The sequence below is a fragment of the Nonomuraea sp. NPDC051298 genome, from assembly GCF_055586305.1.
On sequence record NZ_JBVJIM010000001.1, the window covers coordinates 744,443 to 767,434 of the forward strand.

Here is a 22,992-nt window from a genome sequence, read left to right on the forward strand (position 1 = left end):
GTCGCGCATGTTCCGCGACTTCCGCCGGTCCGTGTTCCGTCTGGAAACCAGAGATCTCTACACCATGCCGGACGAGGAAGACGAGTTCCGGCGGTTCCTGGAAGGCGAGAAGCCCCCGGCCGATCTCTGGTACCCCTGGTTGGACACCGTGGCTCAGGCCGTGCAGTCGGGCAAGAGCGTGCAACGGGTCCACGTTGTCACCTCTCCCCTGTCTTCGTACATTCGCTACGAGGCCGAATGGGGGTATGTGTTCAACGTTCAGGTCGGGGAGGACATTCGCATCCTGGATCTGGCAACCATGCCCGACCCCGGTCTACCAGCACAGGACTTCTTCCTGTTCGACGACACTCATGTCGTCCTCATGCACTACCGCGACGACGGCACGCAGATAGGCAGGGAACTGCTCGACGCCGCCGACATCACGCGGTACGTCGAGTGGAAGTGCCTGGCCCTTGAGACTTCTACGCCTTTCGTGGACTACTACCAAGCGTGAAGGTAGATCCGAGTCAGGCCGGACAGCACAGGCAAGACCTTGCGGACGCACTGCGAACTCTGCGCACCGCTACCGGCCTTTCCGGAGAACGTCTGGCCCGCCGGGTCAACATGAGCCAGTCCAAGGTCTCTCGGATCGAGAACGGCAAAGTCCTGCCGAGCCTGGCCGATGTCGAGCGCATTCTCCAGGCCCTTGATGTGGACCGGAAGACGGCCGACCAGCTTCTTCATCTGGCCAGGGTCGCCAATACGGAGTTCCGTGATATTCGCGCCTCGGTTCGCAGAGGACTGCATCATCTCCAGGGCGAGATCCGTTCGCTGGAGGCCGGGGCCTCTCGTATGCGGTTCTTCCTGCCGTCGATGATTACGGGGCTCCTTCAGACTCCTGAATACATGCGGGCTGCCATGAGCACACCCGTCATGCCCATGAGCGGCGATGTTTCACGCGCCATGGCGATCAAGCTGGAGCGTCAGGCGGTCTTGCATGACCCCTCCAAGCGTTTCCATTTTTTGCTCACCGAGTCGGCGCTGCGTTGGAAACTCTGTCCGGCTTCCGTCATGGCCCTCCAGACAGACCGGTTGGCAAGCCTGTCTCGCCTGCCAACCGTCACCCTCAGCATCCTGCCCCTCGCCGCGCACGTCACGGACGGTCCGTTGAACGGCTTCACCTTGTACGACGATCGTCTGGTTACGGTGGAGACCTTCACCGGCGACATCGTCCTTCGTGATCCCAAGGACACCGGATATTACGCAGAGCTATTCGATTTCTTCGCTGGCCATGCCTGGCACGGCGACCGTGTACGGGCATTCTTGGCAGAGGTAGCGAGCGGCTTTATGCGAGAACGTGACTCCCTGTAGAAGGTCCCTGATCAGGCTGCCTACGGTCGATGCATGGCGGGCACACACACAAGAGGATCGGACGCTGATCTGCTCTGTCAGCCGATCACCGAAGAAGCGGCCACAGGGCAGAACGCTGCCCTTAACCGCGTCATCACGCACCTGAGGGCGCGCGGTATCCACGCGGAACTGATCAGGCGTCGTGCCGACCGGTGCGAGGTCAAGCCCTACGGCAGCGCCGAGACGCTGTGGCATCCGCCGCAGCTCACCATCTTCGCTGACGCCGGATGGAGGGTGGCGACGGTGTCCATCGGGCCGCGTTCCGGTAGCTACATGGTGGAGTTGCCGAGTGTCGGGGCGGACGGCGAGCCCCAGGCCAGCAGGGTGGAGGTCGTCTCACCCGACCAGCCGCAACGTGTGGGCGTGCTGGTCGCGCAGAACGCGGGGTGAGCTAGTGGGCTCCAGCAAGACGGCCCGCCGCGCAGCCGTCCACGTTCCCGAACTCGTCTGGGTCGTCCGTGACAAGCGGACCCAGTACGGCATGCTCGGGTGCATCAAGGCGTTCTCCATCCACGACCAGGGCGGTCGTTGGCGTCTCGATCCCCGGCTGCCCGCCCGCGATGGCGTGGCCTACCCGTCCCGGGAGTTCAGGGAGACGGAAGACGCGAAGGCGTTAGCAGAGATCATCCGCGCCGAGTGGTTGAAGGACGTGCAAACGCCCTACGAAGGTCAATTTAGCTGCGCTCCCTAAACCCTCCCGGCCAAGTACGTTGTGCCGCTCTCAGCCGGGGTGCAGTACCCCCAGCGATCTTCCCCGCTGGGGCGGGAGCCCTGGTCGCCTGGCTCACACCACGTCCAATCCCGGCCAGGGCTCCCGGTACACAGACGCGCGACTGGTGGCTGCGAACCCCGTCACCAGCCGTGTCACCACCTCGGGCCGCCCGGCCCGGGTGAAGGAGGGCAGGCAGATGGATCTGTACGCGAAGGATCTCGGAGCCCTGGAGTTCCGCCGCCTGTGCGGCGGCAACCAGCAGGAGGAGGAGATGGACACCTGCGTGGAGATCGCGCCGATTCCCGGCATGGGCGACGTGTTCGCCCTGCGGGACTCGAAGAACCCGGACGCCGGGACACTCCGGTTCACCGGTGCCGAGCTTCGCGCCGCTGGGATGAGCACCATCTAGTACGCCATCGGCGGCCCCTGCCCGCCTGAATCAGGCAGGGGCCGCCTCCTTCGACTGTATGGGGAGTCATGCACTGGCACGGCTACACGTGGCTCGGGATCGGGCAGGACCTCAAGCGCGAGGCCGAGCGCCGTCCCGGCTCACCTGACTTCGCCACCTCTCCACTGCCGCCGCTACGGACGGGAGACTGGCTGGCCAAGCCACGGTCGAGGATCGCTGAGACGTTCGACGACGCGGCCAAGGCCGGTGAGTGGATGGGAAACACGTATGCCCTGCATCGCCCGGACAGTGATGTGATCCCCCTGCTGCATCGCCTGGCGGGGGCCGCTGATGTGCTGCCCGGTGGTGTGGATGTCCAGTGGGGTGAATGGCTGCACGGCGGGCGTTTCATCGCCGTGGGCGTGATCTGTTGCCCGAACCGTCATGTGGACCATCCGTGCCCGATGGTCCGCTAGAGCGGCGCAGGCCGGTCCTCGCGTACGTCACCGAATTCACGTACGAGGTTGACGTACAGATGAGATTGGCCCCCGACCGTGAAGCCGGGGGCCGTGTTGCCCAACGGCTACGCCGCTACCTCAGGGGCCTGGAACAGCACCTCAGGCGTGGCCTTGGCCCGGCTCCTGCGAGGAGCCTTGGCCGCCGCACCTTCCTGGGGAGCGCTGGCTGCAGCCTGCTTGGCCATCATGGACATGAGGATCTCCTGAAGCATCTCAGTTCCGGCCGGGGTGGTCAGGAACGCCCGCACGGCGTTCTCCGTGACAGCCGTCTCGGTGGCAGGTTGCTCGGTGGCCGGGCTGAACTGTTCGGACCAACCGCGCCGCCCGGCTTCTCCTGAGGTCCAAGCGAGCTGACGCTCTGGGCTGGTGGTCTCGTCGGTCATGACCGACAGACGGATGGCGAGCAGCGCATGCACCGGCAATACCCTTCATGCCTGAATGTCCGTTTTGGACATGCAACGGATGTTATGGGTATTTGTTCAGTGCTACTGCCAGCACCAGGAGGACCCGCGGCCCGAGGAGTCGGACCTCGACTGGCCGCGCCAGGGCTGAGCCCGGACGCCCGAGAAGCCTGGACGGTAAGAAACCCGCCAGAAGGCCGCCAGAGGGCCCTCAGGCGGCCCGCAGGAGGCCCCGTGGGCGGGATCGGGCGGCTGACACTATCCCACACTCTGGACCCCGTCTTGGACATCCCGGACAGCCGGAGTAATCTCGAAGCATGCCAGCGGACCCCATGCTCGTCGGTCGACGCCACGTCGACCTTCAGCGTGTCCGCAGTGCCCTCTGTTGCGACGCCCGCTAATCCACATCTTTTCCGCTGAGCGCGTCGCACTCCACCATCCAGCCCTGCACTCGATGACGAGGCAGGAGGACGCTGCGCGCGCCCATGATCCGAAGGACGCGCAATGAGCACCCCTGCCAGCCGCACTCCTGCCAGCCGGCACCACAAACGCCCGCGCGGCGAAGGCCAGTGGGCTCTCGGTTACCGTGAGCCGCTCAACAAGAACGAAGAGAACAAGAAGAACGACGACGGCCTCAACGTCCGCCAGCGCATCATCGACGTCTACTCCAAGCGGGGCTTCGACTCGATCGACCCGGCCGACCTGCGTGGCCGCATGCGCTGGTACGGCCTCTACACCCAGCGCAAGCCGGGCATCGACGGTGGCAAGACCGCGATCCTCGAGCCGGAGGAGCTCGACGACCGCTACTTCATGCTGCGCGTGCGCATCGACGGCGGCCAGCTCGACCTGGCCCAGCTCCGTACGATCGCCGACATCTCCAACGAATACGGCCGCGGCACGGCCGACCTGACCGACCGGCAGAACATCCAGCTCCACTGGATCGAGATCGAGTCGGTGCCCGACATCTGGGAGCGTCTGGAGGCGGTGGGCCTGTCCACCACCGAGGCGTGCGGCGACACCCCGCGGGTGATCCTGGGCTGCCCGCTGGCCGGGATCGACTCCGACGAGGTGCTCGACGCCACCGAGCAGATCTGGGAGATCAACGAGCGGGTCGTGGGCAACCCGGCGTTCTCGAACCTGCCGCGCAAGTTCAAGTCGGCGCTGAGCGGCTGCCCGGCGCACTGCACGGTGCACGAGATCAACGACGTGGCCTTCGTCGGCGTGGTCAACGAGCACGGCGAGACGGGTTACGACCTGTGGGTGGGCGGCGGCCTGTCCACCAACCCGATGCTGGGCAAGCGGCTGGGCGTGTTCGTCCGGCCGGAGCAGGCGGCCGACGTCTACGAGGGCGTGGTCGGCGTCTTCCGCGACTACGGCTACCGGCGGCTGCGGCACCGGGCGCGGATCAAGTTCCTGGTCAACGACTGGGGCCCGGAGCGGTTTCGTGAGGTCCTGGAGACGGAATACCTCAAGGAGCAACTGCCCGACGGGCCCGCGCCAGAGCTGCCGCGCGGCAGCCGCCGCGACCACGTCGGCGTGTTCCCGCAGAAGGACGGCAACTTCTACGTCGGCTTCGCACCCAAGGTGGGCCGGCTCGACGGCGACAAGCTGCACGCGATCGCCGACATTGCCGAGCGGCACGGCTCCGACCGGGTCCGCACGACGGTCGAGCAGAAGATGGTCGTCCTCGACGTCGCGCCCGACCGGGTCGACTCGATCGTGGCCGCGCTGGAGGCCGTCGACCTGCAGGTCAAGCCGTCCACGTTCCGCCGCCAGACGATGGCCTGCACCGGCATCGAGTACTGCAAGCTCGCCATCGTCGAGACCAAGGCCACCGCGATGGACCTGATCGACGAGCTGGAGCGGCGGCTGCCCGCCTTCGAGGAGCCGCTGACCATCAACGTCAACGGGTGCCCCAACTCCTGCGCCCGCATCCAGGTCGCCGACATCGGGCTGAAGGGCCAGCTCGTCGTGGACGAGAACGGCGACCAGGTCGAGGGCTTCCAGATCCACCTGGGCGGTTCCCTGGGGGTCAACGCGGGGTTCGGCCGCAAAGTACGCGGGCTCAAGACCACGGCCAAGGCGCTGCCCGACTACGTGGCGCGGGTCGTGTCCAACTACGACAGCCAGAAGAAAGAGGGCGAGTCGTTCGCCGACTGGGTCCAGCGAGCAGACGAGGCCGATCTGAAATGACCACACGAGCGGTTCCCTTTCACTGCCCCTACTGCGGTGACGAAGACCTCGAGCCCTACGAGGGCGAGCCGAACGTCCCGGGGTCCGCGGCGGGAGGCGGCTGGTACTGCCGCGCCTGCGCTCGTGCCTTCAAGCTGAAATTCCTGGGAATCGGAGTGAAGATATGACGCTCGTCGACCTCGAGGTCGGGTTGCGGGAGCAGCGCGGCGCGCTCGACCTGCAGGACATCGTCGAGTCCGCCGCCAGGTTCCTGGACGACGCCCCCGCCCGCGAGATCATCCGCTGGGCGGCGGCGACGTTCGGCGACCGGCTGTGCCTGACCTCCTCGATGAGCGACGCCCTGCTCATCGACCTGGTGAGCAGGGTCAAGCCCGGCGTCGACGTGCTGTTCATCGACACCGGTTACCATTTCGCCGAGACGATCGGCACCCGTGACGCCGTGCGGCAGGTCTATGACGTCAACGTGATCGACATCAAGCCGTCCCGCACGGTCGAGGAGCAAGACCGCGACCTCGGCCCGCGCCTGTTCGGCCGCAACCCCGACCTGTGCTGCTACCTGCGCAAGGTGGAGCCGCTCAACCGGGCGCTCGAGCCGTACCTGGCGTGGATCTCCGGCATCCGCCGCGACGAGTCGCCCAGCCGCACCGGCACCAAGGTCGTGGAGTGGGACGCCAAGCGGCAGATGGTGAAGGTCAACCCGATCGCCTCCTGGACACAGGACGACGTCGACAACTACATCGCCGACAACGGGGTGCTGATCAACCCGTTGCACTACGACAACTACCCCTCGATCGGCTGCGGGCCGTGCACGCGGCAGGTCGCGGAGGGAGAGGATCCGCGCAGCGGACGCTGGGCGGGCCTGGGGAAGGTCGAATGCGGCATTCACCTGTGATCCCCAGCGGGGGACCCGTCCCGTTGGCAGGCGGGGCGGCCCCCGGCCGCGTGCCACTGGTGGCGGTGGCGCACGGGTCGCGAGACCCTCGCGCCGCCGCCACCGTGGCCGCGTTGCTCGACCAGGTGCCGCTGGACGTGCGGGTGGCGTACCTGGATCACTGCGCCCCGACGCTGGGGCAGGCCCTGGGCGGGCTGCGGGCGGCCGTGGTGCTGCCGCTGCTGCTCACCGAGGCGTACCACAGCCGGGTGGACCTGCCGGCGGCGCTCAACGAGGCCCGCGCGCGCGACCCCCGGCTGCGGGTGAGCTACGGCCACACGCTGGGCCCGCACCCCCTGCTGCTGCCGGCGCTGGAACGGCGGCTGGGCGAGGCGGGTGTGCCGGCGGGCGATCCGGACACGGCCGTGGTGCTGGTGTCGGCGGGTTCGAGCGACGCGCGGGCCAACGGGGTGGTCGCGGAGACGGCGCGGGCGTGGCGGCGGTCGGGCTGGTGGACCGTGACGCCCGCGTACGCCTCCGCCGCCGGTCCCACCCCGGCCGCCGCGGTGGCGGAGCTGCTGAGGGCCGGGGCGCCGCGGGTGGTGGTGGCGCCGTACCTGCTGGCTCCTGGATACTTCGCCGACAAGGTGCGGCGCGAGACGCTGGAGGCGGGCGCCGAGGTCGTGGCCGACGTGCTCGGGGCGGCTCCCGAGCTGGTGGAGGTGCTGCTGGAGCGGTACACGGCGGCGCTGCGGCAGCCGGAGCCTGTGTCGCTCGCGGGGTGACCCACGAGCCTGAGCGGGCGTCCCGGGGGCCTGAGCGGGCGTCCTGAGGGCTGAGCGGGGCGTCCCGGGGGCTGAGCTGGCCGTGGGCGGCTTGCCGGGGTCAGTGGCCGCCGTGGAGGCCGCGGCGGTCGTCGTTGAGCTGTCTGCGCAGCTCACGGCCCTCCGCGCGAAGCTGGCGGCCGAGCTGCCGCCAGTCGTCGCCGTGCATCCGCCGCCAGTGCTCGCGCCAGGCCGCGAACCCGCGCTGCAGCGGCTGGGCCTGCGCGTCGCCGATCACCTTGACGTCGCCCATCACCGCGTACGCCTGCACCCGCACCACGGGAACGTTCATGCCGGGGGGCGCCTGCTGGACGTCGACCTTCTTGTCGCCCATGATCGCCATGCCGTCGAGGTCGACGTACACCCCGTCGGGCACGATGATCTTCACGTCGCCCATGACGGAGACGGCCAGGATGTCCACCTGGTTCGTACGCACCTCGGCCTCGCGCAGGTCGAGCAGGACGTCGCCCATCACCGCGACCGCGCCCAGCTCCTGCTCGATCCGCCAGGTGCCGCGCCGTTTGGAGTCGCCCATGACGCCGACGAACCACCGCCGCTTCCTGCCCTCGGGACGCGGGGCGGGGGCGGGCCCGGGGGCGGACACCGGGGCGGACACGGCGCCCGCGGGCAGATCCTGGGTGAGCAGGGCCAGCTCGGCATGGGTGGTCGCGGTGTAGGCGGCCTCGGTGCGGTCGGTCAGCTCGACGAGGGTGAGCCGGCCCTCGACCGAGGCGACCCGGAGCTGCTCGACGACGGCCTCGCGCTCGGCGTCCGACGCGCGGATCTCCCCCGGTTCAGTCATACTCGCAACATATCGCGTCTTGGCCGGATTACAGCTCCTCCTTGGGAAGGAATCGGGCCATCCATCGAAACATGCACGTTCCCGGAGGAGTCTGAACCACTTCGGGGGTGGGGCGCGTACCACGCCATGACACGGGGCCCTGGCGTGGTCCGGGGCGCGGCCGGACCAGGCTAGGGTCCCTGTCATGCATGAGGAACAGCTCTACCGCGCGGCGTTGAACGGCGAGACCGAGACCGTGGGCAAGCTGCTGGCCAGTGGCGCCGACCCCAACACCCCCAGCGAGGGCGAGGAGGCGGGCCTGCCGCTGTGCGCGGCCGCCGCCTGGGACCGTACGGAGGTGGCGGGCGCGCTGCTGGCGGGCGGTGCCGACGTCAACGGCCGGGAGGACGGCGGCTGGACGGCGCTGCTGTGGGCCGCCGCCAACGGCCAGGCCGCCGTCGCCAAGGTGCTGATCGAGGCAGGCGCCGAGGTCGACGCGACCAACGACGACGGCGACACCCCGCTCACGCTGGCCGCCAGGCGCGGCGCCCTGGGCGTGGTGCGGACGCTGCTGGAGGCGGGCGCCGACCACGAGAAGTACGACGGCGACGGTGACACGCCGCTGGAGATCGCCGTCGACTGGGTGGGCGTGCACCTGGAGAGCGCGCTGCTCGACCAGATCGAGAAGGACGGCTGGGAGTACGTCGTGGCCCGCCAGTACGCCAAGGACGGCACCGAGCTGGTCACGGTGGCCGGGCGCGCGGCCGATGGCTCCGAGGGCGAGCAAGTGCAGGCCCAGCGCGGCCACGCCGCCATCGCGACCCTGCTGGAGGAGGCGTCCGGCGGCCACACCCCGGTCGAACGGCTGGTGGCGCGGGCCCTGGCGCACCGCGACATCGACGAGGACGCCGAGACCTGGTGGATCGTGGCCGACGCGCTGGGCAAGCGGGCCGACGAGGAGACGTTCGAGGCGCTGGCCGCGCTGTGCGTGAGCGAGGACGCCAGGGAGCGGGAGTTCGGCGTGGACGCGATCGCCCAGTTCGGGTTCTCCGACGGCGAGAAGCCGTACCTCGACCGGACCCTGCCGCTGTTGCAGAAGATGGTCACCACGGAGGGCAACCCGCAGGTGCTGCGCTCGGTGCTTTCGGCGCTCGGGCACCAGGGCGACCCGCGGGCGCTGCCGTACGTGCTGGACATCGTCGGGCGGCCCGGCCACAAGCGCACGATGACCGACCCGATCGCGCTGGCCGACGTGCTGCCGCCCGAGCACGAGGAGGGGCTGGCGCTGCTGATCGCGATGACCGGGGACGACGACTCCGAGGTCCGCGACTGGGCCACCGCCGGGCTGGCCGGGCTGAGCGCCGACACGCCGGTGATCAGGGAGGCGCTGGCGGCCCGGCTGTCCGACACCGACCTGCGTACGGTGGCCGAGGCCACGCGCGGGCTGGCCGACCGCGGCGACGAGCGGGCCGCCCAGGGCGCCGAGCGGGTGCTGGCGGAGAGCGACGACGACTACGCCAGAGAGCTGGTCAGCCGCCCCGCCGCCTCCTGACCTGGCCGGGCGCTCCCCTCCTCCCGGCCGAGACCTCGTCAGCCACCCCCAGCCCGCTCCCGACCGGGCCGGGCAGATCAGTCGCCGTTGAGCACGCGGGTCACCCAGTCGAGGGTCCCCGTGCTCAGGGCCTCCTCGGCCAGGCGTTTGCCCGTCGTGGTGGTGATCGCGGCGAGCGAGCTGTCGATCCAGCCCTGCACGTTCTGGTGCCCCTGCTCGCGGTACTCGACGGCCTGCAGGAGGCATTCCAGCTTGTCGGCGTCGCGCGCGCAGACGGCCTCCACGCTGGCCTTCTCCTCGTACTCGGCCACGGCGTCGCCCAGCATGTCCGCCACCTCGGCGGGCAGGCCGCGTACCTGGTCGGCGGTGACGGCCTCGTTGGAGGCCGGTTGGAGATAACGCTTACCGATGTACGGGATATCGGTGATGCGCGTCTCCTGCGTGTCGTGGAACAGGCTCATGAACGCGGCCCGCTCCGGATCACCGCCCTCGAGCCTGGCGATCACGGCGGCGATCACGGCCGCGCGGAACGAGTGCTCCGCGATGCTCTCCGGATCGCGTACGCCCGCCACCAGCCACCCCGTGCGCTTGTAGCGCTTGAGCAGGCCGAACTCGTAGAACAGTCCGGCCAGACCCGTCACGTCGTCCGCCACGAGGACCCCCCTCTCGTCATGTGCGGACCCTAGAGCCTAGACGACGAGACCCTCTTTCGCCGGGAACGCCCCGCCAGGGCAAGCCCGTGGCGTCCCGCCCGTGCTCACGCGACCCAGGGCTCAGCCGCTCAGGGGCCGGAGAAGGCGGGGGCCGCGGTCAGGACGTCCCTGGCCAGCGAGAGGTCTCCGGCCAGGTCGGCGGGGAAGCCGGCCGGGTCTCCCCTGCCGCCGAGCAGGAAGCAGAACCCCACCACGTCCGCCGTGATGTGGGCGTCGGGCTCGCCGGGCGCCGCGTCCCGCACGCCCAGGGCGATCCGCCACTCGCCGCCGCCCGCGCCCGTCAGCGTGAGGCGCAGCGTGCGGCCGGCGCCGTCCAGGCCGGACAGGAGCATCGTCCAGGGCAGCAGGCGGGCGCACAGGTCGGCCGTGGGGTGGATGTGCTCGGCGATCGGGTCGGGCAGGCGGAGCCGGGCCGTCCTGGCCGCGTCCGCCGTGTGGATCCACGTCTCCAGCCCTCTGGCCAGGAGGTGGTCGCTGACCGACACCTCCATGCCGTCCAGCGTGGCCGGGGTGGTGGCGGGCAGGTCGGCCAGGTGGCGGCAGAGGGCGTCGGCCTGGGCGCGCCAGTCGCGCCGCGTCTGCTCGGGGCTGCGGGCCCGCTCGTACGCCTGCACCTCGCTCGTACGGCCCAGCGAGTCGGCCGCCGTAATCGGCGGACCCAGTACGGGAGCGCCCACGGAGGCGGCCAGGAGACCGTCCTTGGCGGCCAGGTGCGCGACCAGCTCCTGAAGCGTCCAGCCCTCGACGATCACCCGCGACCAGTCGTCGTCGACCGCGGAGGTCAGCAGCGCGTCCATGGCGGCCACCCTGGCGGCGTACGGCTGCGCCCAGGCGGCGGTGTGGGCCGCGGGCCGGCGCCTGGCACGGGCCCCGGCCAGGAGCTGGGGCCGCAACGAGTGGGCCGGCGCCGCCGGGTCCTCCATCATCGCGTCCAGGTAGAGACGCTCGACGGCGTCCATCACACTTCCTCCTCCGCCAGCGCGTCCGCCAGGCGTCGCAGCGCCAGCCGGATGCGCGACTTGGCCGTTCCCTCGGGCACGCCCAGCTCCTCGCCGACCTGCCGGTAGGTACGCCCGCCGAAGTAGGCCAGCTCGATCGCCTGCCGCAGCCCCTCGGGCAGGGACGTCACCGCCTGACGCACCCGGTCGGCCTCGTCGGCGGCGAGGACGTCGTCCTCCAGTCTCGCGGGTTCGCGCTCGAACAGCCTGGGTCCTAGGGCGGACACCCGCCTGCGCTCCTCGGCCCGTACGTGGTCGACCGCGCGGCGGTGCGCGATCGTGGCCAGCCAGGCGCGCAGCGTGCCCCGGTCGGGGTCGTAGGCGAGCGGCCGTTCCCAGAAGACCAGGAACACCTCCTGCGTGATGTCCTCGGCGATCACCCGGTCCCTGGTGACCCTCAGGGAGAGACCGAAGATCAGCGAGGAGAGCCGATCGTAGATCTCGCCCAGCGCGGACTCGTCGCCGCCGACCACCCGCTGGTGTAACAGGCGGTCGTCGTACGGTGCCTCCACTGGCACCACGCTCCCGTGTTTTCCGGACCAAGGCGGCAGGGGCGCCGCGACCCGAGCATGTCATTATTCGCGGCAAATGTAGAGCCGGATGACCGCCCGCCGGGACTCATTCGGGCCACGATGTGGTCGGCGAGCGTGGCCCGCGTGGCCGGGGAGCGTCGCCCGCACTCCGCCGGAGTCGTCGCGTACGACGGAGCGCGATCGGACCGTTGCGCGACCAGAAGTGTCTCCGCGTGCGACAATCGGGTCACATGCGCGAGGTCTGGCCGGGCGAGCCCTATCCACTCGGCGGCACCTGGGATGGCGTGGGCACCAGCTTTTCGGTGTTCTCCGAGGTCGCCGAGCGGGTCGAGCTGTGCCTTTTCCACGATGACGGCTCCGAGGAGCGCGTCGAGCTGCCCGAGGTCGACGGGTTCGTCTGGCATGGCTATCTGCCGGGCATCCAGCCGGGGCAGCGTTACGGCTATCGCGTGCACGGCCCTTACGAGCCGTCGCACGGTCACCGGTCCAACCCGGCCAAGCTGCTGCTCGACCCCTACGCCAAGGCCATCGACGGCGAGCTGACCTGGAACCAGGCGCTGTTCCCCTACTACTTCACCGATCCCACCAGGCGCAACACCGAGGACAGCGCGCCTTACATGCCGAAGAACGTGGTGGTCAACCCGTTCTTCGAGTGGGGCAACGACCGGCCGCCGCGCATCCCGTACCACCAGACCGTGATCTACGAGGCGCACGTGCGCGGGCTCACCATGCGGCACCCCGACGTGCCGCCCGATCTGCGGGGCACGTACGCGGCGGTGGGGCATCCGGCGATCATCGAGCACCTGCTGTCGCTCGGCGTGACGGCGGTCGAGCTGATGCCGGTGCACCACTACATCCCCGAGCACTTCCTGGTGGCGCGCGGGCTGACCAACTACTGGGGCTACAACACGATGGCCTACCTGGCGCCCCACGGCCGCTACTCCAGCGCGGGGACGCGGGGGCAGCAGGTGCTGGAGTTCAAGGCCATGGTGCGGGCGCTGCACGAGGCGGGCATCGAGGTCATCCTCGACGTGGTCTACAACCACACCGCCGAGGGCGACCACATGGGGCCCACGCTCGGGTTCAGGGGCATCGACAACGCCGCCTACTACCGGCTGCACGACGGCGACCGGCGCTACTACCTCGACTACACCGGGTGCGGAAACTCGCTCAACGTACGCTCGCCGCACGCCCTGCAGCTCATCATGGACTCGCTGCGCTACTGGGTGCTGGAGATGCACGTCGACGGGTTCCGGTTCGACCTGGCCTCGGCGCTGGCCAGGGAGTTGCACGACGTCGACCGGCTGAGCGCGTTCTTCGACCTGATCCAGCAGGACCCGGTGATCTCGCAGGTCAAGCTCATCGCGGAGCCGTGGGACGTCGGGCCGGGCGGATATCAGGTCGGGAACTTCCCGCCCCTGTGGACGGAGTGGAACGGGAAATATCGCGACATCGTCCGCGACTTCTGGCGGGGCACCCACTCGGCGCTGCCCGAGTTCGCCTCCCGCCTGACCGGCTCCGCCGACCTGTACGAATCCTCCGGCCGCCGCCCTGTCGCCTCGATCAACTTCGTCACCTGCCACGACGGCTTCACGCTCAACGACCTGGTCTCGTACGACCACAAGCACAACGAGGCCAACGGCGAGGACAACCGCGACGGCACCAACGACAACCGGTCCTGGAACTGCGGCGCGGAGGGGCCCGTCGAGGACCCGTCCATCGTCACGCTCCGCCGCCGCCAGCGCCGCAACTTCCTGGCCACGCTGTTCCTGTCGCAGGGCGTGCCCATGCTGTCGCACGGCGACGAGATCGGGCGCACGCAGCGGGGCAACAACAACGCCTACTGCCAGGACAACGAGCTGGCCTGGGTCGACTGGTCGCTGGTGCAGGCCGAGTCGGGCCTGCTGGAGTTCGTCCGCGCGCTGTCGAAGCTGCGCAGCGAGCACCCGGTCTTCCAGCGCCGTCGCTTCTTCCACGGACGCCATCCCGACAACGGCGCCCGCGACCTGGTGTGGCTCACGCCCGGCGGGCACGAGATGACGGCGGGCGACTGGCACATCAGCTACGCGAAGTCGCTCATGGTGTACCTGAACGGCGAGGCGATCACCGAGCCGGGGCCGCGCGGGGAGCGGATCGTGGACGACTCGTTCCTGCTGCTGATCAACGCGCACCACGAGAACATGCCGTTCACGCTGCCGGGCGAGGAGTTCGGGAGCGACTGGATCCCGGTGCTGGACACGACGAGCGACACCGTCGAGGACGTCTTCATCGACGAGCGGTGGCCGGCGGGCGGCCTGGTCGCGGTGACGGCCCGCTCGCTCCAGCTCCTTCGCCGTCCGCGCAAGGCCAAGTCCCCACCCTCGAGCTGACCTTGAGCTGACCTCGATCTGACCTCGATCTCCGGCCGACGCTCGTCAGAAGCCGCGGACGGCGCTGGCGGTGAGCAGGACCAGGGTGAAGGCCGTCACCCCGGCCAGGCCGTGCAGCGCGACCACCAGCACCGGGACCGCGCGGCCCGTGGTCGCGTGGCGGCCCGCGCCGAGCCAGCGGGTGGACATCGCGAACCCCAGCAGCGCCGCCGCCGCGAGCCCAGCGAAGGCGAGCCAGGCCAGGGCCCGGCTGCCCGTGAGCAGGCTCGCCACCCAGCACGCCAGCGACGTGACCGCCAGCGCCGGATGGGAGAAGACCAGGGCCGCCGGGAAGCGGGTGACCTTGGCGTGGCGCAGGCCCCCTCCCGCCAGCCAGAACGACAATAGGTACACCCCGGCGAGTGCGGCGATCGTCCACGCGACGGCGGTGGCCAGGCTCACGGCACGCCCCTCTCAATCCATCCCTATCGTCACGTTTAGCAAAGAAACGGTGACAAGTCCGCCGATACGCAAATTGTCATCCGCCGAAAACCCCATGCGGCTGGATGTCGGAGGCGTGTGCCAAGGTAGAGGGGTGCGGCGCATCTATCCCGACATTCAAGACAACCCGGACATCGCGCAGGCGTACGCCTACCCCGAGGGGCGGCCGTGGCTGCGGCTCAACATGGTCGCGAGCGTCGACGGCGCGGCCTGGCTCAAGGGGCGCTCGGGTCCGCTGTCGAGCAAGGGCGACCGGCGGATCTTCCAGACCCTGCGCGGCCTGGCCGACGTCGTCGTGGCGGGCGCGGCGACCGTACGCAAGGAAGGCTACGGGCCGGTGCCGCCGCGCGACGCCTGGGCCGAGCTGCGCGAGGGCCGGCCGGAGGTGCCGCCCATCGCCGTGATCACCCGTAGCCTGGCGCTCGACCTCGACAGCGACCTGTTCGACGCGCCCAGCAGGACGATCGTGATCACCTGTGAGGCCGCGCCGCACGAGCGGCGCAAGGAGACGGCCAAGCGCGCCGACCTGATCGTGGCCGGCGACGAGGGCGTCGACCTGCGCCGGGCCGTGGCCGAGTTGCACGACCGGGGCCTGACCAGGGTCCTGTGCGAGGGCGGGCCCCGGGTCAACGCCCAGCTCTCGGCCTGCGGCCTGGTCGACGAGCTGTGCCTGTCGGTCAGCCCGCTGCTGGTCGGCGGCGGCGCGGCGCGCATCCAGAACGGCGAGCCCGCGCAGGTCGCGCTGGCTCTCCGCCAGGTGCTGGAAGAGGAGGGGGTCCTCTTCTGCAAGTACACGAGGGAGCAGAGCCATGACCGAGCCGACCACTGAGCCGACCACCGATCCGGCCGCCGATCCGGCGCCTGAGCCGGTGCCCGGCCTGCCGGTACGCCCACCGGTCGCGCCGATGCTGGCCAAGCCGGTCAAGGCCATGCCGAAGCAGGACGGCACGCTGTTCTACGAGCCCAAGTGGGACGGCTTCCGCTGCATCGTCTTCCGCGACGGCGACGAGGTCTACCTCGGCAGCCGCAACGAGCGGCCGTTCACCCGCTACTTCCCCGAGCTGGTCGAGGCGGTCAGGGCCGAGCTGCCCGACAAGGCGGTGGTCGACGGCGAGATCGTGCTGCCCATGGGCTCGCAGCTCGACTTCGAGGCGTTGCAGCAGCGCATCCACCCGGCCAAGTCGCGGGTGACGATGCTGGCGGAGCGCACGCCTGCCCAGTTCGTCGCGTTCGACCTGCTGGCGCTGGGTGACGAGTCGCTGATGGAGACGCCCTTCGCCGAGCGGCGGGCCCGGCTGGAGGGGCTCTTCCCCGAGAAGGGCGGCTCGATCCGGCTGACCCCGGTCACCACCAGCGACGCGCAGGCCGCCGAGTGGTTCGAGACGTTCGAGGGGGCCGGGCTCGACGGCATCATCGTCAAGCCGGGCGACCAGCCTTACCTGCCCGACAAGCGCACGATGTTCAAGGTCAAGCACGAGCGCACGGCCGACGTGGTGATCTGCGGCTACCGTGAGCACAAGTCGGGGCCGATCGTGGGCTCGCTGCTGCTCGGCCTCTACGGCGACGACGGCCGGCTGCACCACGTGGGCGTGGCGGCCTCGTTCCCGATGAAGCGCAGGGCCGAGCTGGTGGAGGAGGTCAGGCCGTACCTCGCCGAGCTGAGCGAGCACCCCTGGGGGCACTGGGCCGCGCAGGCGACGGCCAACCTGGGCCAGCCGGCCGCCGGGCCGGCGACGGGCGGGCAGCGGGTGCCGGGCGCGATCTCGCGGTGGAACGCCAAGAAGGACCTGTCGTTCATCCCGCTCAGGCCGGAGCTGGTGATCGAGGTGGCCTACGACCAGATGGAGGGCGACCGGTTCCGGCACACGGCACAGTTCCGGCGGTGGCGGCCCGACCGTACGCCCGAATCGTGCACATATGAGCAGTTGGATCGTCCGGTGAATTACAACCTCGACGACATCCTTGCCCGATAGCCCGGCGACCCGTTATATCTCGATATGTGACCACAGGGGATGAGTTTCGAGCCGCCGTGTCCGCGCGCCGCGACCTCGGGCCCGAATTCGAAGACGCGGTTGTGGAGTCGTTCCTCGACAAGATGGGCAAGGAGATCGATCGGCGGGTGGACGAGCGGCTGGCCGAGGTCGCCCCGAAGGCGCGCCAGGCGGCCCGTCAGGGCCCGGCCGACGCGCAGCGGCTCGCCCTGGCGATCGTGTCGGTGGCGCTCGGCACCGTCTCCACCCTGCTGCTCGTGCTGCTCGGCGACGGGGACCCGAGCGCGCTGGTCCCGATCTGGATCGGGATCATCGTCGTGAACGCGATCTTCAACGGTCCCAGGAAGAACTAGCCGGGGCCGGTCGTCAATCCAGCCAGATGAGCCCGGCGAACCGGCCGCCGGGCTGCTCACGGCGGTGGGAGTAGAGCGCCGCCGACTCGATGGTGCAGCGCGCGTCATGGCGTACGTCGGCCACCCCAGCCGCCCTGAGCTGGGCCTCGATACCGGCCCGCAGGTCGAGCGCGGGCGTCTGCCACGACGTCGTGGACCAGGTCGCCGGCACCTTCGAGGCCACCCGTTCGCGCAGGTCGGCGGGCACCTCGTAGCAGCGGCCGCACGCGCCGGGCCCGATCAGCGCGACCATCCTGCCCGGCTCGGCCCCCTTGGCGGCCATGGCCGCCACCAGGGCCGTGGCGATGCCCGCCTCGGTGCCGGGACGGCCGGAGTGGGCCGCGCCCGCCATCCGGGCCACCGGGTCGGCCACCAGCACAGCGGGACAGTCGGCCCCGAGCGAGGCCAGCGCCAGGCGGGGCTCGGTGGTGAACACGCCGTCGAGCGGCGGCGGGTCGTCGCCGAACGGCTCGCTCACGTAGGCGACGTCGGCACCGTGGACCTGGCGCATGAACACCACGGCCCGCACACCCAACTCGGTCACCAGCCCCTCGCGGTTGGCCCGCACGGCCGCCGGATCGTCGCCGACCACGCCACCGAGATTGCGCGAACCGTAGGGCGGCGCGCTGACGCCTCCGTGGCGGTCGGTGACGGCGACGTGGACGCCGAGGGCGAGCTGCATACTTCCGATCTTAGGCGAGCCAAGACCATCGAGAACAAGTTCGAAGCAGCGTGCGTCAAACGCCCTTCAGAACACGATCAAGTGCCGCCCGGCCTGCGGGTCCCCAGTTCGGCTTACCGCCGGGAAGGCCCCGATCTCCGTTCTGCCCCATGAGCATCAGGAAGAGGCTCTTCATGGCGGCCAGCCCGCGGGCGCGCCGGATCGTTGCCTCGTCCGCGTGCGCGTAGGCGTCGAAGAACCGTGCGGCGACGCCCGCGGGGAGCAGCACCCACGCGGCGCCGAGGTCCCACGCGGGGTCGCCGGCGAACAAGGCATCGAAATCGATCACGCCCGAGAGCGTTCCGTCCGAGACGACGACATTCGCGGGATGGAGGTCGCCATGCACCCACACCGGCGGGCCCTCCCACTCGGGGGCCGCGACGGCATCGGCCCAGACGGCCCGGACGGCGCGGACGTCGCCGACGGCGTCGGGGTCAATGGCCTGCAAGAACTGCTCGAAGCCGCCCGTGCAGCCCTTGGGGTGGGCGCCGCGGTCCGAACTGGCCGGGGCCTCGGCGGGCGCCTCCACATGGAGCGCCTGGAGGAAGCCCGCCAGCGTGTCGGCCGCATGGGTGCCGCGGCTGATCGTGCCGTGGTCCCCCGGCTCGCCGGGAACCCACGTCATCACGGTCCAGTGCTTGGGAAAGCGCTCGGACGGTTCGCCGAACCGCACCGGGGTCGGCACCGGGAGCGGCAGACGCGGGGCCAGCACGGGCAGCCACCGCCGCTCCTTGAGCTGGAGCTCCGGGGTTGGGGCCATGCGCTGCATGCGCACCACCAACTCGTCCCCAAGGCGCCACATTTGGTTGCCCCAGCCGCCCTCCACCTCGCGAATGGTCAGCCCTGCCAGGTCTGGATGTTGCTCCTGCAGCAGTTCGCGGACCAGGTCTGCGGTGATCTCGATCTCGGCCATGCGAAGTCAGTGTACTGAGGCGGCATGCACAGTGGCAGATCAGCGGCTTTGCGACGGAACGGCCGTTCAGACGAGCCTGCATCCGCTGCCCGATGCTGTCGATCAACCCCAAGATGGCACCGCGCTTGGACGAACTGGAGGCCGACCTGCCGACTCGCCGCCAACGCGCGCTTGGCAAGGGCCGGCACGGCGAGCTTGTGGGTTCCCGGCGTTTGCGATGATCGCCGGGCACTGGCCGGTCGAGTTGAGCAAGCATATGCTTGGTTTCGTGTCTGACTATCGCAACCTCATCGGCGGCGAGCTGGTCCCCGCCGCGCGCACCATGGACACGGTCAACCCCGCCACCGGCGAGGCGTGGGCCCGCATCCCGGCCTCCGGCGCGGCCGAGGCCGAGGCGGCGGTCGAGGCGGCCCGCCGCGCGTTCCCCGCCTGGTCGGCGCTGCCCGCCGCGGCCAGGGCCCACTTCCTGCGCGAGGTGTCGGAGCTGTTCGTCCGCCACACCGACGAACTGGCCAGGCTGGAGACGCGCGACAACGGCCGGATCCTGCGCGACACGCTCAGGCGGGACCTGCCGGGCATGGCGTACCTGTGGCAACTGGCCGCCGGGCAGTGCCTGGACGCGGTCAAGGGCGACACCGTCGTGCTCGGGCCGGACACGCTCGGGCTGACGCGGCGCGAGCCGTACGGGGTGGCGGTCTGCATCATCCCGTGGAACTCCCCCATCTCGACCTTCTCGGCCAAGGCCGCGTACGCGCTGGCCGCCGGGAACACCGTGATCGTCAAGCCCGCCGAGCAGGCCGCCGCGTCGGTGCTGCGGCTGGGCGAGCTGTTGGCGGAGGTGCTGCCGCCCGGCGTGCTGAACATCGTCAGCGGCCTGGGCGAGGAGGTCGGCGACGCCCTGGTGCGCCACCGCAGCGTCGGCAAGATCAGCCTCACCGGCTCGACCGCCACCGGCCAGGCCATCACGCGGGCCTCGGCCGACGCGCTGAAGCCGATGACGTTCGAGCTGGGGGGCAAGTCGCCCAACATCGTCTTCCCCGACGCCGACCTCGACGCCGCCACCAGGGGCGTCACCGTGAACTCCGTCTACACGGGCAACGCCGGGCAGGTGTGCGTGGCGGGCTCGCGCATCCTCCTCCACCGCTCGATCTGGGACGAGATGCTCGGCCGCATCGAGCGCGCCTGCGCGGACCTCGTCCTGGGCGACCCGCTGGACCTGGGCACGACGATGGGGCCGATCGTGTCCGCCGGGCAGTACGAGCGCGTGACCTCCTACCTGGAGCTGGCCGAGAAGGAGGGCGCGCGGCTGGTCTTCGGCGGCCGTACCGGCGCGGACGTGGTGCCCGCGCTGCCCGGCGGCTACTGGGTGGCGCCCACGCTCTACGCGAGCGAGGACAACGCGCTGCGTGTGTGCCAGGAGGAGATCTTCGGGCCGGTGGCGGTCGCGCTGCCGTTCTCGACGGAGGAGGAGGCGCTGGCGATCGCGAACGACTCCCCGTACGGGCTGGCCGCCGGGCTGTGGACCCGTGACCTGGGGCGGGCGCACCGGTTCGTACGGGATCTGCACAGCGGCACGGTCTGGGTGAACACCTTCCGCCAGATGCCGCCGGGGCTGCCGTTCGGCGGGGTGAAGGACAGCGGGTACGGCCACGATTCAGTGCTGGAATACACCCGCGAAAAGGCAGCCATCATCCAGATTTAGTCGGATAGATTTACCCCTCGTGAGCGAGGGGATCAAGGACCATTCCGAGCCGTCCGAGCCGTCCGGGCTGTCCGAACCGTCCGAACCGTCCGAACTGTCCGAGGCGGCCGCACAGTCCCGGGCCTCGGTGTTGCGCAGCCGGGCCGAATCGTACATCGCGCTGTCCCGCCACGACGCCGCGATCGCGGACCTGACGGAGTCGATCGCACTGGCGCCCGACCACGCCCGCGCCTGGCGGCTGCGCGGTGAGAGCCATCGGGTGCTCGAACGGCACGAGGCCGCGCTGGAGGACTTCGGCGAGGCGCTGAAGCTGGAGCCGGACAGCGCGTACGCGCTCGGCTCGCGCGGCCAGACCCATGCCGCGATGGGGCGTCTGGAGGAGGCCATGGCCGACTTCGAGCACGCGCTCACCCTCGCCCCCGACTCGTTGTGGATCCTGGAGGCCAAGGCGGACGTCCTGGTGGACCTGGACCGGCTGGACGAGGCGCTGACCGAGCACTCCAAGATCATCTCGCTGGACGAGGAGCTGGCGTACTCGTGGGTGGCCAGGGGCGACCTGTACCAGCGCATGAAGCTCTACGCGGAGGCCATCGACGACTACACCAGGGCGCTGGAGGCCGACCCCGACTACGCGCGGGCGCTGAGCCGCAGGGGCGAGGCGCTGCGCATGGCCGAACGCTACGAGCAGGCGCTCGCCGACCTGAACCGGGCGCTCGAACTGGACCCGGCCAACGACCGGGCGCTCGGGAGCCGGGGGGCGGTGCTGAGCGAGCTGGGCGACAACGAGGGGGCGCTGAAGGACCTGGACAGCGCGATAGAGCTGGACCCCGACTACAACTGGGCCTTCCGGGTGCGGGGGGAGATCCTCCAGGAGCTCGACCGGCACGAGGAGGCGGTGTCGGACTTCACCCGGGTCCTGCACCTGGAGTTCGGCGACTGAGCCACGCGGGGACGGCGGCGCACGCGGCGGGCGGTGTTCCAACGTGGGACGGCCGCCCCCTCCGTGCCGGAGTCCGGTGAGTCCGGGCCCCGGCACGGAGGGGGGTCACAGGGCCAGCAGGGCGCTGACCGGGAGGCGGGAGTCCGACAGCGGACGCATCGCGATGCGCAGCAGCGCCAGCGCGTTGTCGTCGCCCGCGATGCGGTTCGCGCTGAGCCCGCCGCACGACTGGCAGCAGTGGATGATCAGCCACTCACCGTCCGGCCGGACGGTGACGCTCAGCGCCGACATCCGGCCCCGGCAGCCCGCCCGCCGGTCCCCCGGGACGCGGTGGTCGAGGTGCAGGCTGGTCAGGCAGTGCGGGCAGTGGTTGCGATGGGCCGTGCCCGGCGCGGACATCGGCACGTCCAGCCGGCACCCGACGCACCGGAACGCGTCTCCCGGCTCCGCGTGCTGTGCCTTCTTGCGCCGTTGCGGCCGTTCGCGGCCTGGGTTCCTCCTGGGCATGTCACAGGTCGCCGAACGCCTCGAGCGGGAACGGCGGCTGCGCCAGCGGCCTGACGGCCATGCGCATGAGGATGAGCTGGTTGTCGTCGCCGCAGATGGGGTTCGACGTCAGCTCGCCGCACCGGGTGCAGCGATGGATGAGCATCCACTCCCCGGTGCGCAGGACGGCGATCGAGATGGGAATCATCCGTGCCCTGCACTCCGACGGGCCGCCTTCCACGCGGTCGAGCACGTGCAGCGAGTGCAGGCAGCTCGGGCAGTGGTTGCGGCGTACGCCGTCGGGTGCGTTCACCGTGACCGTCAGGCCGCAGCGTACGCACGCGAAGGTGTTCAGGGTGGACGGGGACTTGCCGTTGGTGGACAACCTTGGTACTCCTTGCCGGAAAACAGCTCATAGGGCAGCAAGGAAGCGCCAAGCGGCCTCGCGGGCACGCTGTGGTTGATGACGACAGGCGGTCCGGCCCGTCTGGGGACGGTGTGGTGGTCGTCCTGGTCAGGGGCGGGATCCGCCGGTGGCACGACTGCGAGGCGCACTTGGCGCGGTGCCGGGCATAAATCCCCCTCCTCCACGGGCATGACGGCCCAAAGGTTCCACTGAACGGACGGATCCGACCCTAACCGGGCACGGCGATCGGCCGCCAACCATTTTTTCGAGGCCGGTCGGCGGACGTACCTGGGTCACTGGCTGCTCTCGCGCCACCTCACCGACTCGCGCGGAGAACCGCCGGCTACGTGACCCAAGTCCGTCCATGTGCGTTACAGGGCCATTACTGGACCATCAAGGCGTACTTGTGGGGTGGGATCGCCCCGTGCCGCTGGCAGTACCACGAGTACCACGCCCCTGTGGCCACGCCCTTTCTCCCGACGGCCGCGCAGTCCGCGTCCGACAGGTAATAGCCGTGCAGCCTGTAGGCCGCCGCAGTGCTGGGCGAACCGGCGAGTGTCTCTGCGAGGTTCCCGGCGTCGGCGTTCGCCTGTGCGGGCACCGACACCATCACGCAGGCCCAGACAGCCACCGCTGCCGCCCCCGCCGCCCGTCTCGACCACCGCTGAGCTTTCAGCAATCTCGGCTCCTCTTTCCCCTGACTGGCATGAATGGGAATG

The 22,992-nt window shown here is 70.2% G+C and carries 29 protein-coding genes; 18 read left to right on the plus strand and 11 right to left on the minus strand.

Annotated elements, in window-relative coordinates; translation table 11 throughout:
- Window positions 1–7: 7 nt before the first annotated feature.
- The 6 genes from ACZ6S0_RS03620 (at window position 8) to ACZ6S0_RS03645 (ending at window position 2,965) form a co-directional block, all read left to right on the plus strand.
- Window positions 8–493 carry a DUF6879 family protein gene (locus ACZ6S0_RS03620; protein WP_465913013.1) on the plus strand — a complete coding sequence of 162 codons (486 nt, stop codon included), beginning with the start codon at window positions 8–10 and terminating at the stop codon, window positions 491–493.
- Entirely contained in the window at window positions 490–1,350 is an 861-nt protein-coding gene (locus ACZ6S0_RS03625; protein WP_465913014.1) for a helix-turn-helix domain-containing protein, read from the plus strand. The genes ACZ6S0_RS03620 and ACZ6S0_RS03625 overlap by 4 nt, the downstream gene beginning before the upstream one ends.
- A gap of 33 nt (window positions 1,351–1,383) precedes the next feature.
- Window positions 1,384–1,779: a hypothetical protein gene (locus ACZ6S0_RS03630; RefSeq protein WP_465913015.1), complete on the plus strand. Its 396-nt coding sequence runs from the start codon at window positions 1,384–1,386 to the stop codon at window positions 1,777–1,779.
- 4 nt (window positions 1,780–1,783) lie between these two features.
- Window positions 1,784–2,080 carry a hypothetical protein gene (locus ACZ6S0_RS03635; protein WP_465913016.1) on the plus strand — a complete coding sequence of 99 codons (297 nt, stop codon included), beginning with the start codon at window positions 1,784–1,786 and terminating at the stop codon, window positions 2,078–2,080.
- A gap of 217 nt (window positions 2,081–2,297) precedes the next feature.
- On the plus strand, window positions 2,298–2,510 hold the full coding sequence (locus ACZ6S0_RS03640; protein WP_465913017.1) for a DUF397 domain-containing protein: 213 nt from the start codon (window positions 2,298–2,300) through the stop codon (window positions 2,508–2,510).
- Between the two features lie 68 nt (window positions 2,511–2,578).
- A complete protein-coding gene (locus ACZ6S0_RS03645) occupies window positions 2,579–2,965 on the plus strand; it encodes a hypothetical protein (protein ID WP_465913018.1) in 387 nt (128 codons plus the stop codon).
- A 107-nt stretch (window positions 2,966–3,072) separates the two neighbouring features.
- On the opposite strand, the gene ACZ6S0_RS03650 is transcribed toward ACZ6S0_RS03645, so the two are convergent.
- Window positions 3,073–3,423, minus strand: a complete 351-nt coding sequence (locus ACZ6S0_RS03650) for a hypothetical protein (RefSeq protein WP_465913019.1) — start codon at window positions 3,421–3,423, stop codon at window positions 3,073–3,075.
- 302 nt (window positions 3,424–3,725) lie between these two features.
- Between ACZ6S0_RS03650 and ACZ6S0_RS03655 the strand changes: the two genes are divergently transcribed.
- From ACZ6S0_RS03655 to ACZ6S0_RS03675, 5 genes are all read left to right on the plus strand, one after another.
- Window positions 3,726–3,809, plus strand: coding sequence for a putative leader peptide (locus ACZ6S0_RS03655; RefSeq protein ID WP_465913384.1), 84 nt, complete (start codon window positions 3,726–3,728; stop codon window positions 3,807–3,809).
- 103 nt (window positions 3,810–3,912) lie between these two features.
- Window positions 3,913–5,601, plus strand: a complete 1,689-nt coding sequence (locus ACZ6S0_RS03660) for a nitrite/sulfite reductase (RefSeq protein ID WP_465913020.1) — start codon at window positions 3,913–3,915, stop codon at window positions 5,599–5,601.
- The gene (locus ACZ6S0_RS03665) at window positions 5,598–5,768 is read left to right on the plus strand and encodes an Insertion element protein (protein ID WP_344885874.1); all 171 of its coding nucleotides are present in this window, start codon (window positions 5,598–5,600) and stop codon (window positions 5,766–5,768) included. The genes ACZ6S0_RS03660 and ACZ6S0_RS03665 overlap by 4 nt, the downstream gene beginning before the upstream one ends.
- Window positions 5,765–6,493, plus strand: coding sequence for a phosphoadenylyl-sulfate reductase (locus ACZ6S0_RS03670; protein ID WP_344885877.1), 729 nt, complete (start codon window positions 5,765–5,767; stop codon window positions 6,491–6,493). The genes ACZ6S0_RS03665 and ACZ6S0_RS03670 overlap by 4 nt, the downstream gene beginning before the upstream one ends.
- Window positions 6,475–7,257, plus strand: a complete 783-nt coding sequence (locus ACZ6S0_RS03675) for a sirohydrochlorin chelatase (protein ID WP_465913021.1) — start codon at window positions 6,475–6,477, stop codon at window positions 7,255–7,257. The genes ACZ6S0_RS03670 and ACZ6S0_RS03675 overlap by 19 nt, the downstream gene beginning before the upstream one ends.
- Before the next feature lie 100 nt (window positions 7,258–7,357).
- Here the strand turns inward: ACZ6S0_RS03675 and ACZ6S0_RS03680 are convergent, their stop codons facing one another.
- Window positions 7,358–8,098, minus strand: a complete 741-nt coding sequence (locus tag ACZ6S0_RS03680) for a DUF1707 SHOCT-like domain-containing protein (RefSeq protein ID WP_465913022.1) — start codon at window positions 8,096–8,098, stop codon at window positions 7,358–7,360.
- 184 nt (window positions 8,099–8,282) lie between these two features.
- On the opposite strand from ACZ6S0_RS03680, the gene ACZ6S0_RS03685 reads away from it, so the two are divergent.
- Window positions 8,283–9,629 carry an ankyrin repeat domain-containing protein gene (locus ACZ6S0_RS03685; RefSeq protein ID WP_465913023.1) on the plus strand — a complete coding sequence of 449 codons (1,347 nt, stop codon included), beginning with the start codon at window positions 8,283–8,285 and terminating at the stop codon, window positions 9,627–9,629.
- Between the two features lie 77 nt (window positions 9,630–9,706).
- On the opposite strand, the gene ACZ6S0_RS03690 is transcribed toward ACZ6S0_RS03685, so the two are convergent.
- The 3 genes from ACZ6S0_RS03690 to ACZ6S0_RS03700 all read right to left on the minus strand — a co-directional run bounded on the left by ACZ6S0_RS03690 (window position 9,707) and on the right by ACZ6S0_RS03700 (window position 11,852).
- Window positions 9,707–10,282, minus strand: coding sequence for an HD domain-containing protein (locus ACZ6S0_RS03690; protein WP_465913024.1), 576 nt, complete (start codon window positions 10,280–10,282; stop codon window positions 9,707–9,709).
- A gap of 128 nt (window positions 10,283–10,410) precedes the next feature.
- A complete protein-coding gene (locus ACZ6S0_RS03695; RefSeq protein WP_465913025.1) occupies window positions 10,411–11,301 on the minus strand; it encodes a maleylpyruvate isomerase family mycothiol-dependent enzyme in 891 nt (296 codons plus the stop codon).
- A complete protein-coding gene (locus ACZ6S0_RS03700; protein WP_465913026.1) occupies window positions 11,301–11,852 on the minus strand; it encodes a sigma-70 family RNA polymerase sigma factor in 552 nt (183 codons plus the stop codon). The genes ACZ6S0_RS03695 and ACZ6S0_RS03700 overlap by 1 nt, the downstream gene beginning before the upstream one ends.
- A 251-nt stretch (window positions 11,853–12,103) precedes the next feature.
- Here ACZ6S0_RS03700 and glgX point away from each other — a divergent pair, with 251 nt between their 5' ends.
- Window positions 12,104–14,242, plus strand: coding sequence for a glycogen debranching protein GlgX (glgX, locus tag ACZ6S0_RS03705; RefSeq protein WP_465913027.1), 2,139 nt, complete (start codon window positions 12,104–12,106; stop codon window positions 14,240–14,242).
- A 45-nt stretch (window positions 14,243–14,287) separates the two neighbouring features.
- Here the strand turns inward: glgX and ACZ6S0_RS03710 are convergent, their stop codons facing one another.
- On the minus strand, window positions 14,288–14,683 hold the full coding sequence (locus tag ACZ6S0_RS03710) for a hypothetical protein (RefSeq protein WP_465913028.1): 396 nt from the start codon (window positions 14,681–14,683) through the stop codon (window positions 14,288–14,290).
- Window positions 14,684–14,816: 133 nt separating this feature from the next.
- On the opposite strand from ACZ6S0_RS03710, the gene ACZ6S0_RS03715 reads away from it, so the two are divergent.
- The 3 genes from ACZ6S0_RS03715 to ACZ6S0_RS03725 are packed head-to-tail and all read left to right on the plus strand — an operon-like array spanning window position 14,817 to window position 17,066.
- Window positions 14,817–15,551 (plus strand): pyrimidine reductase family protein, encoded by a 735-nt coding sequence (locus ACZ6S0_RS03715; protein WP_465913029.1) that lies wholly within the window; start codon window positions 14,817–14,819, stop codon window positions 15,549–15,551.
- Window positions 15,532–16,695, plus strand: a complete 1,164-nt coding sequence (locus ACZ6S0_RS03720) for an ATP-dependent DNA ligase (protein ID WP_465913030.1) — start codon at window positions 15,532–15,534, stop codon at window positions 16,693–16,695. The genes ACZ6S0_RS03715 and ACZ6S0_RS03720 overlap by 20 nt, the downstream gene beginning before the upstream one ends.
- A 26-nt stretch (window positions 16,696–16,721) precedes the next feature.
- Window positions 16,722–17,066 carry a hypothetical protein gene (locus ACZ6S0_RS03725; RefSeq protein WP_465913031.1) on the plus strand — a complete coding sequence of 115 codons (345 nt, stop codon included), beginning with the start codon at window positions 16,722–16,724 and terminating at the stop codon, window positions 17,064–17,066.
- A gap of 13 nt (window positions 17,067–17,079) precedes the next feature.
- Here ACZ6S0_RS03725 and pgeF read toward each other — a convergent pair whose 3' ends face one another.
- Both pgeF and ACZ6S0_RS03735 read right to left on the minus strand, forming a co-directional pair.
- The gene (gene pgeF / locus ACZ6S0_RS03730) at window positions 17,080–17,787 is read right to left on the minus strand and encodes a peptidoglycan editing factor PgeF (protein WP_465913032.1); all 708 of its coding nucleotides are present in this window, start codon (window positions 17,785–17,787) and stop codon (window positions 17,080–17,082) included.
- 55 nt (window positions 17,788–17,842) lie between these two features.
- Entirely contained in the window at window positions 17,843–18,739 is an 897-nt protein-coding gene (locus ACZ6S0_RS03735; RefSeq protein ID WP_465913033.1) for an aminoglycoside phosphotransferase family protein, read from the minus strand.
- Window positions 18,740–19,007: 268 nt separating this feature from the next.
- Between ACZ6S0_RS03735 and ACZ6S0_RS03740 the strand changes: the two genes are divergently transcribed.
- Window positions 19,008–20,441: an aldehyde dehydrogenase family protein gene (locus ACZ6S0_RS03740; protein ID WP_465913034.1), complete on the plus strand. Its 1,434-nt coding sequence runs from the start codon at window positions 19,008–19,010 to the stop codon at window positions 20,439–20,441.
- 19 nt (window positions 20,442–20,460) lie between these two features.
- Window positions 20,461–21,381 carry a tetratricopeptide repeat protein gene (locus ACZ6S0_RS03745; RefSeq protein WP_465913035.1) on the plus strand — a complete coding sequence of 307 codons (921 nt, stop codon included), beginning with the start codon at window positions 20,461–20,463 and terminating at the stop codon, window positions 21,379–21,381.
- Between the two features lie 105 nt (window positions 21,382–21,486).
- On the opposite strand, the gene ACZ6S0_RS03750 is transcribed toward ACZ6S0_RS03745, so the two are convergent.
- The 3 genes from ACZ6S0_RS03750 to ACZ6S0_RS03760 form a co-directional block, all read right to left on the minus strand.
- Window positions 21,487–21,888: an RNHCP domain-containing protein gene (locus ACZ6S0_RS03750; RefSeq protein ID WP_465913036.1), complete on the minus strand. Its 402-nt coding sequence runs from the start codon at window positions 21,886–21,888 to the stop codon at window positions 21,487–21,489.
- A gap of 1 nt (window position 21,889) precedes the next feature.
- A complete protein-coding gene (locus ACZ6S0_RS03755) occupies window positions 21,890–22,252 on the minus strand; it encodes an RNHCP domain-containing protein (protein ID WP_465913037.1) in 363 nt (120 codons plus the stop codon).
- A 403-nt stretch (window positions 22,253–22,655) separates the two neighbouring features.
- Complete coding sequence (locus ACZ6S0_RS03760; protein ID WP_465913038.1) at window positions 22,656–22,904, minus strand: hypothetical protein; 249 nt, start codon at window positions 22,902–22,904, stop codon at window positions 22,656–22,658.
- Window positions 22,905–22,992: the final 88 nt, after the last annotated feature.

Excerpts from the sequence above, each read along its gene's own strand:
- ACZ6S0_RS03665 (WP_344885874.1), top strand. The coding sequence starts at position 5,598 with ATGACCACACGAGCGGTTCCCTTTCACTGCCCCTACTGCGGTGACGAA.
- ACZ6S0_RS03660 (WP_465913020.1), top strand. The coding sequence starts at position 3,913 with ATGAGCACCCCTGCCAGCCGCACTCCTGCCAGCCGGCACCACAAACGC.
- ACZ6S0_RS03630 (WP_465913015.1), top strand. The coding sequence starts at position 1,384 with ATGGCGGGCACACACACAAGAGGATCGGACGCTGATCTGCTCTGTCAG.
- ACZ6S0_RS03750 (WP_465913036.1), bottom strand. The coding sequence starts at position 21,888 with ATGCCCAGGAGGAACCCAGGCCGCGAACGGCCGCAACGGCGCAAGAAG.
- ACZ6S0_RS03670 (WP_344885877.1), top strand. The coding sequence starts at position 5,765 with ATGACGCTCGTCGACCTCGAGGTCGGGTTGCGGGAGCAGCGCGGCGCG.
- ACZ6S0_RS03675 (WP_465913021.1), top strand. The coding sequence starts at position 6,475 with ATGCGGCATTCACCTGTGATCCCCAGCGGGGGACCCGTCCCGTTGGCA.
- pgeF (WP_465913032.1), bottom strand. The coding sequence starts at position 17,787 with ATGCAGCTCGCCCTCGGCGTCCACGTCGCCGTCACCGACCGCCACGGA.
- glgX (WP_465913027.1), top strand. The coding sequence starts at position 12,104 with ATGCGCGAGGTCTGGCCGGGCGAGCCCTATCCACTCGGCGGCACCTGG.
- ACZ6S0_RS03695 (WP_465913025.1), bottom strand. The coding sequence starts at position 11,301 with ATGGACGCCGTCGAGCGTCTCTACCTGGACGCGATGATGGAGGACCCG.
- ACZ6S0_RS03640 (WP_465913017.1), top strand. The coding sequence starts at position 2,298 with ATGGATCTGTACGCGAAGGATCTCGGAGCCCTGGAGTTCCGCCGCCTG.
- ACZ6S0_RS03645 (WP_465913018.1), top strand. The coding sequence starts at position 2,579 with ATGCACTGGCACGGCTACACGTGGCTCGGGATCGGGCAGGACCTCAAG.
- ACZ6S0_RS03680 (WP_465913022.1), bottom strand. The coding sequence starts at position 8,098 with ATGACTGAACCGGGGGAGATCCGCGCGTCGGACGCCGAGCGCGAGGCC.
- ACZ6S0_RS03720 (WP_465913030.1), top strand. The coding sequence starts at position 15,532 with ATGACCGAGCCGACCACTGAGCCGACCACCGATCCGGCCGCCGATCCG.
- ACZ6S0_RS03685 (WP_465913023.1), top strand. The coding sequence starts at position 8,283 with ATGCATGAGGAACAGCTCTACCGCGCGGCGTTGAACGGCGAGACCGAG.
- ACZ6S0_RS03735 (WP_465913033.1), bottom strand. The coding sequence starts at position 18,739 with ATGGCCGAGATCGAGATCACCGCAGACCTGGTCCGCGAACTGCTGCAG.
- ACZ6S0_RS03655 (WP_465913384.1), top strand. The coding sequence starts at position 3,726 with ATGCCAGCGGACCCCATGCTCGTCGGTCGACGCCACGTCGACCTTCAG.
- ACZ6S0_RS03620 (WP_465913013.1), top strand. The coding sequence starts at position 8 with ATGTTCCGCGACTTCCGCCGGTCCGTGTTCCGTCTGGAAACCAGAGAT.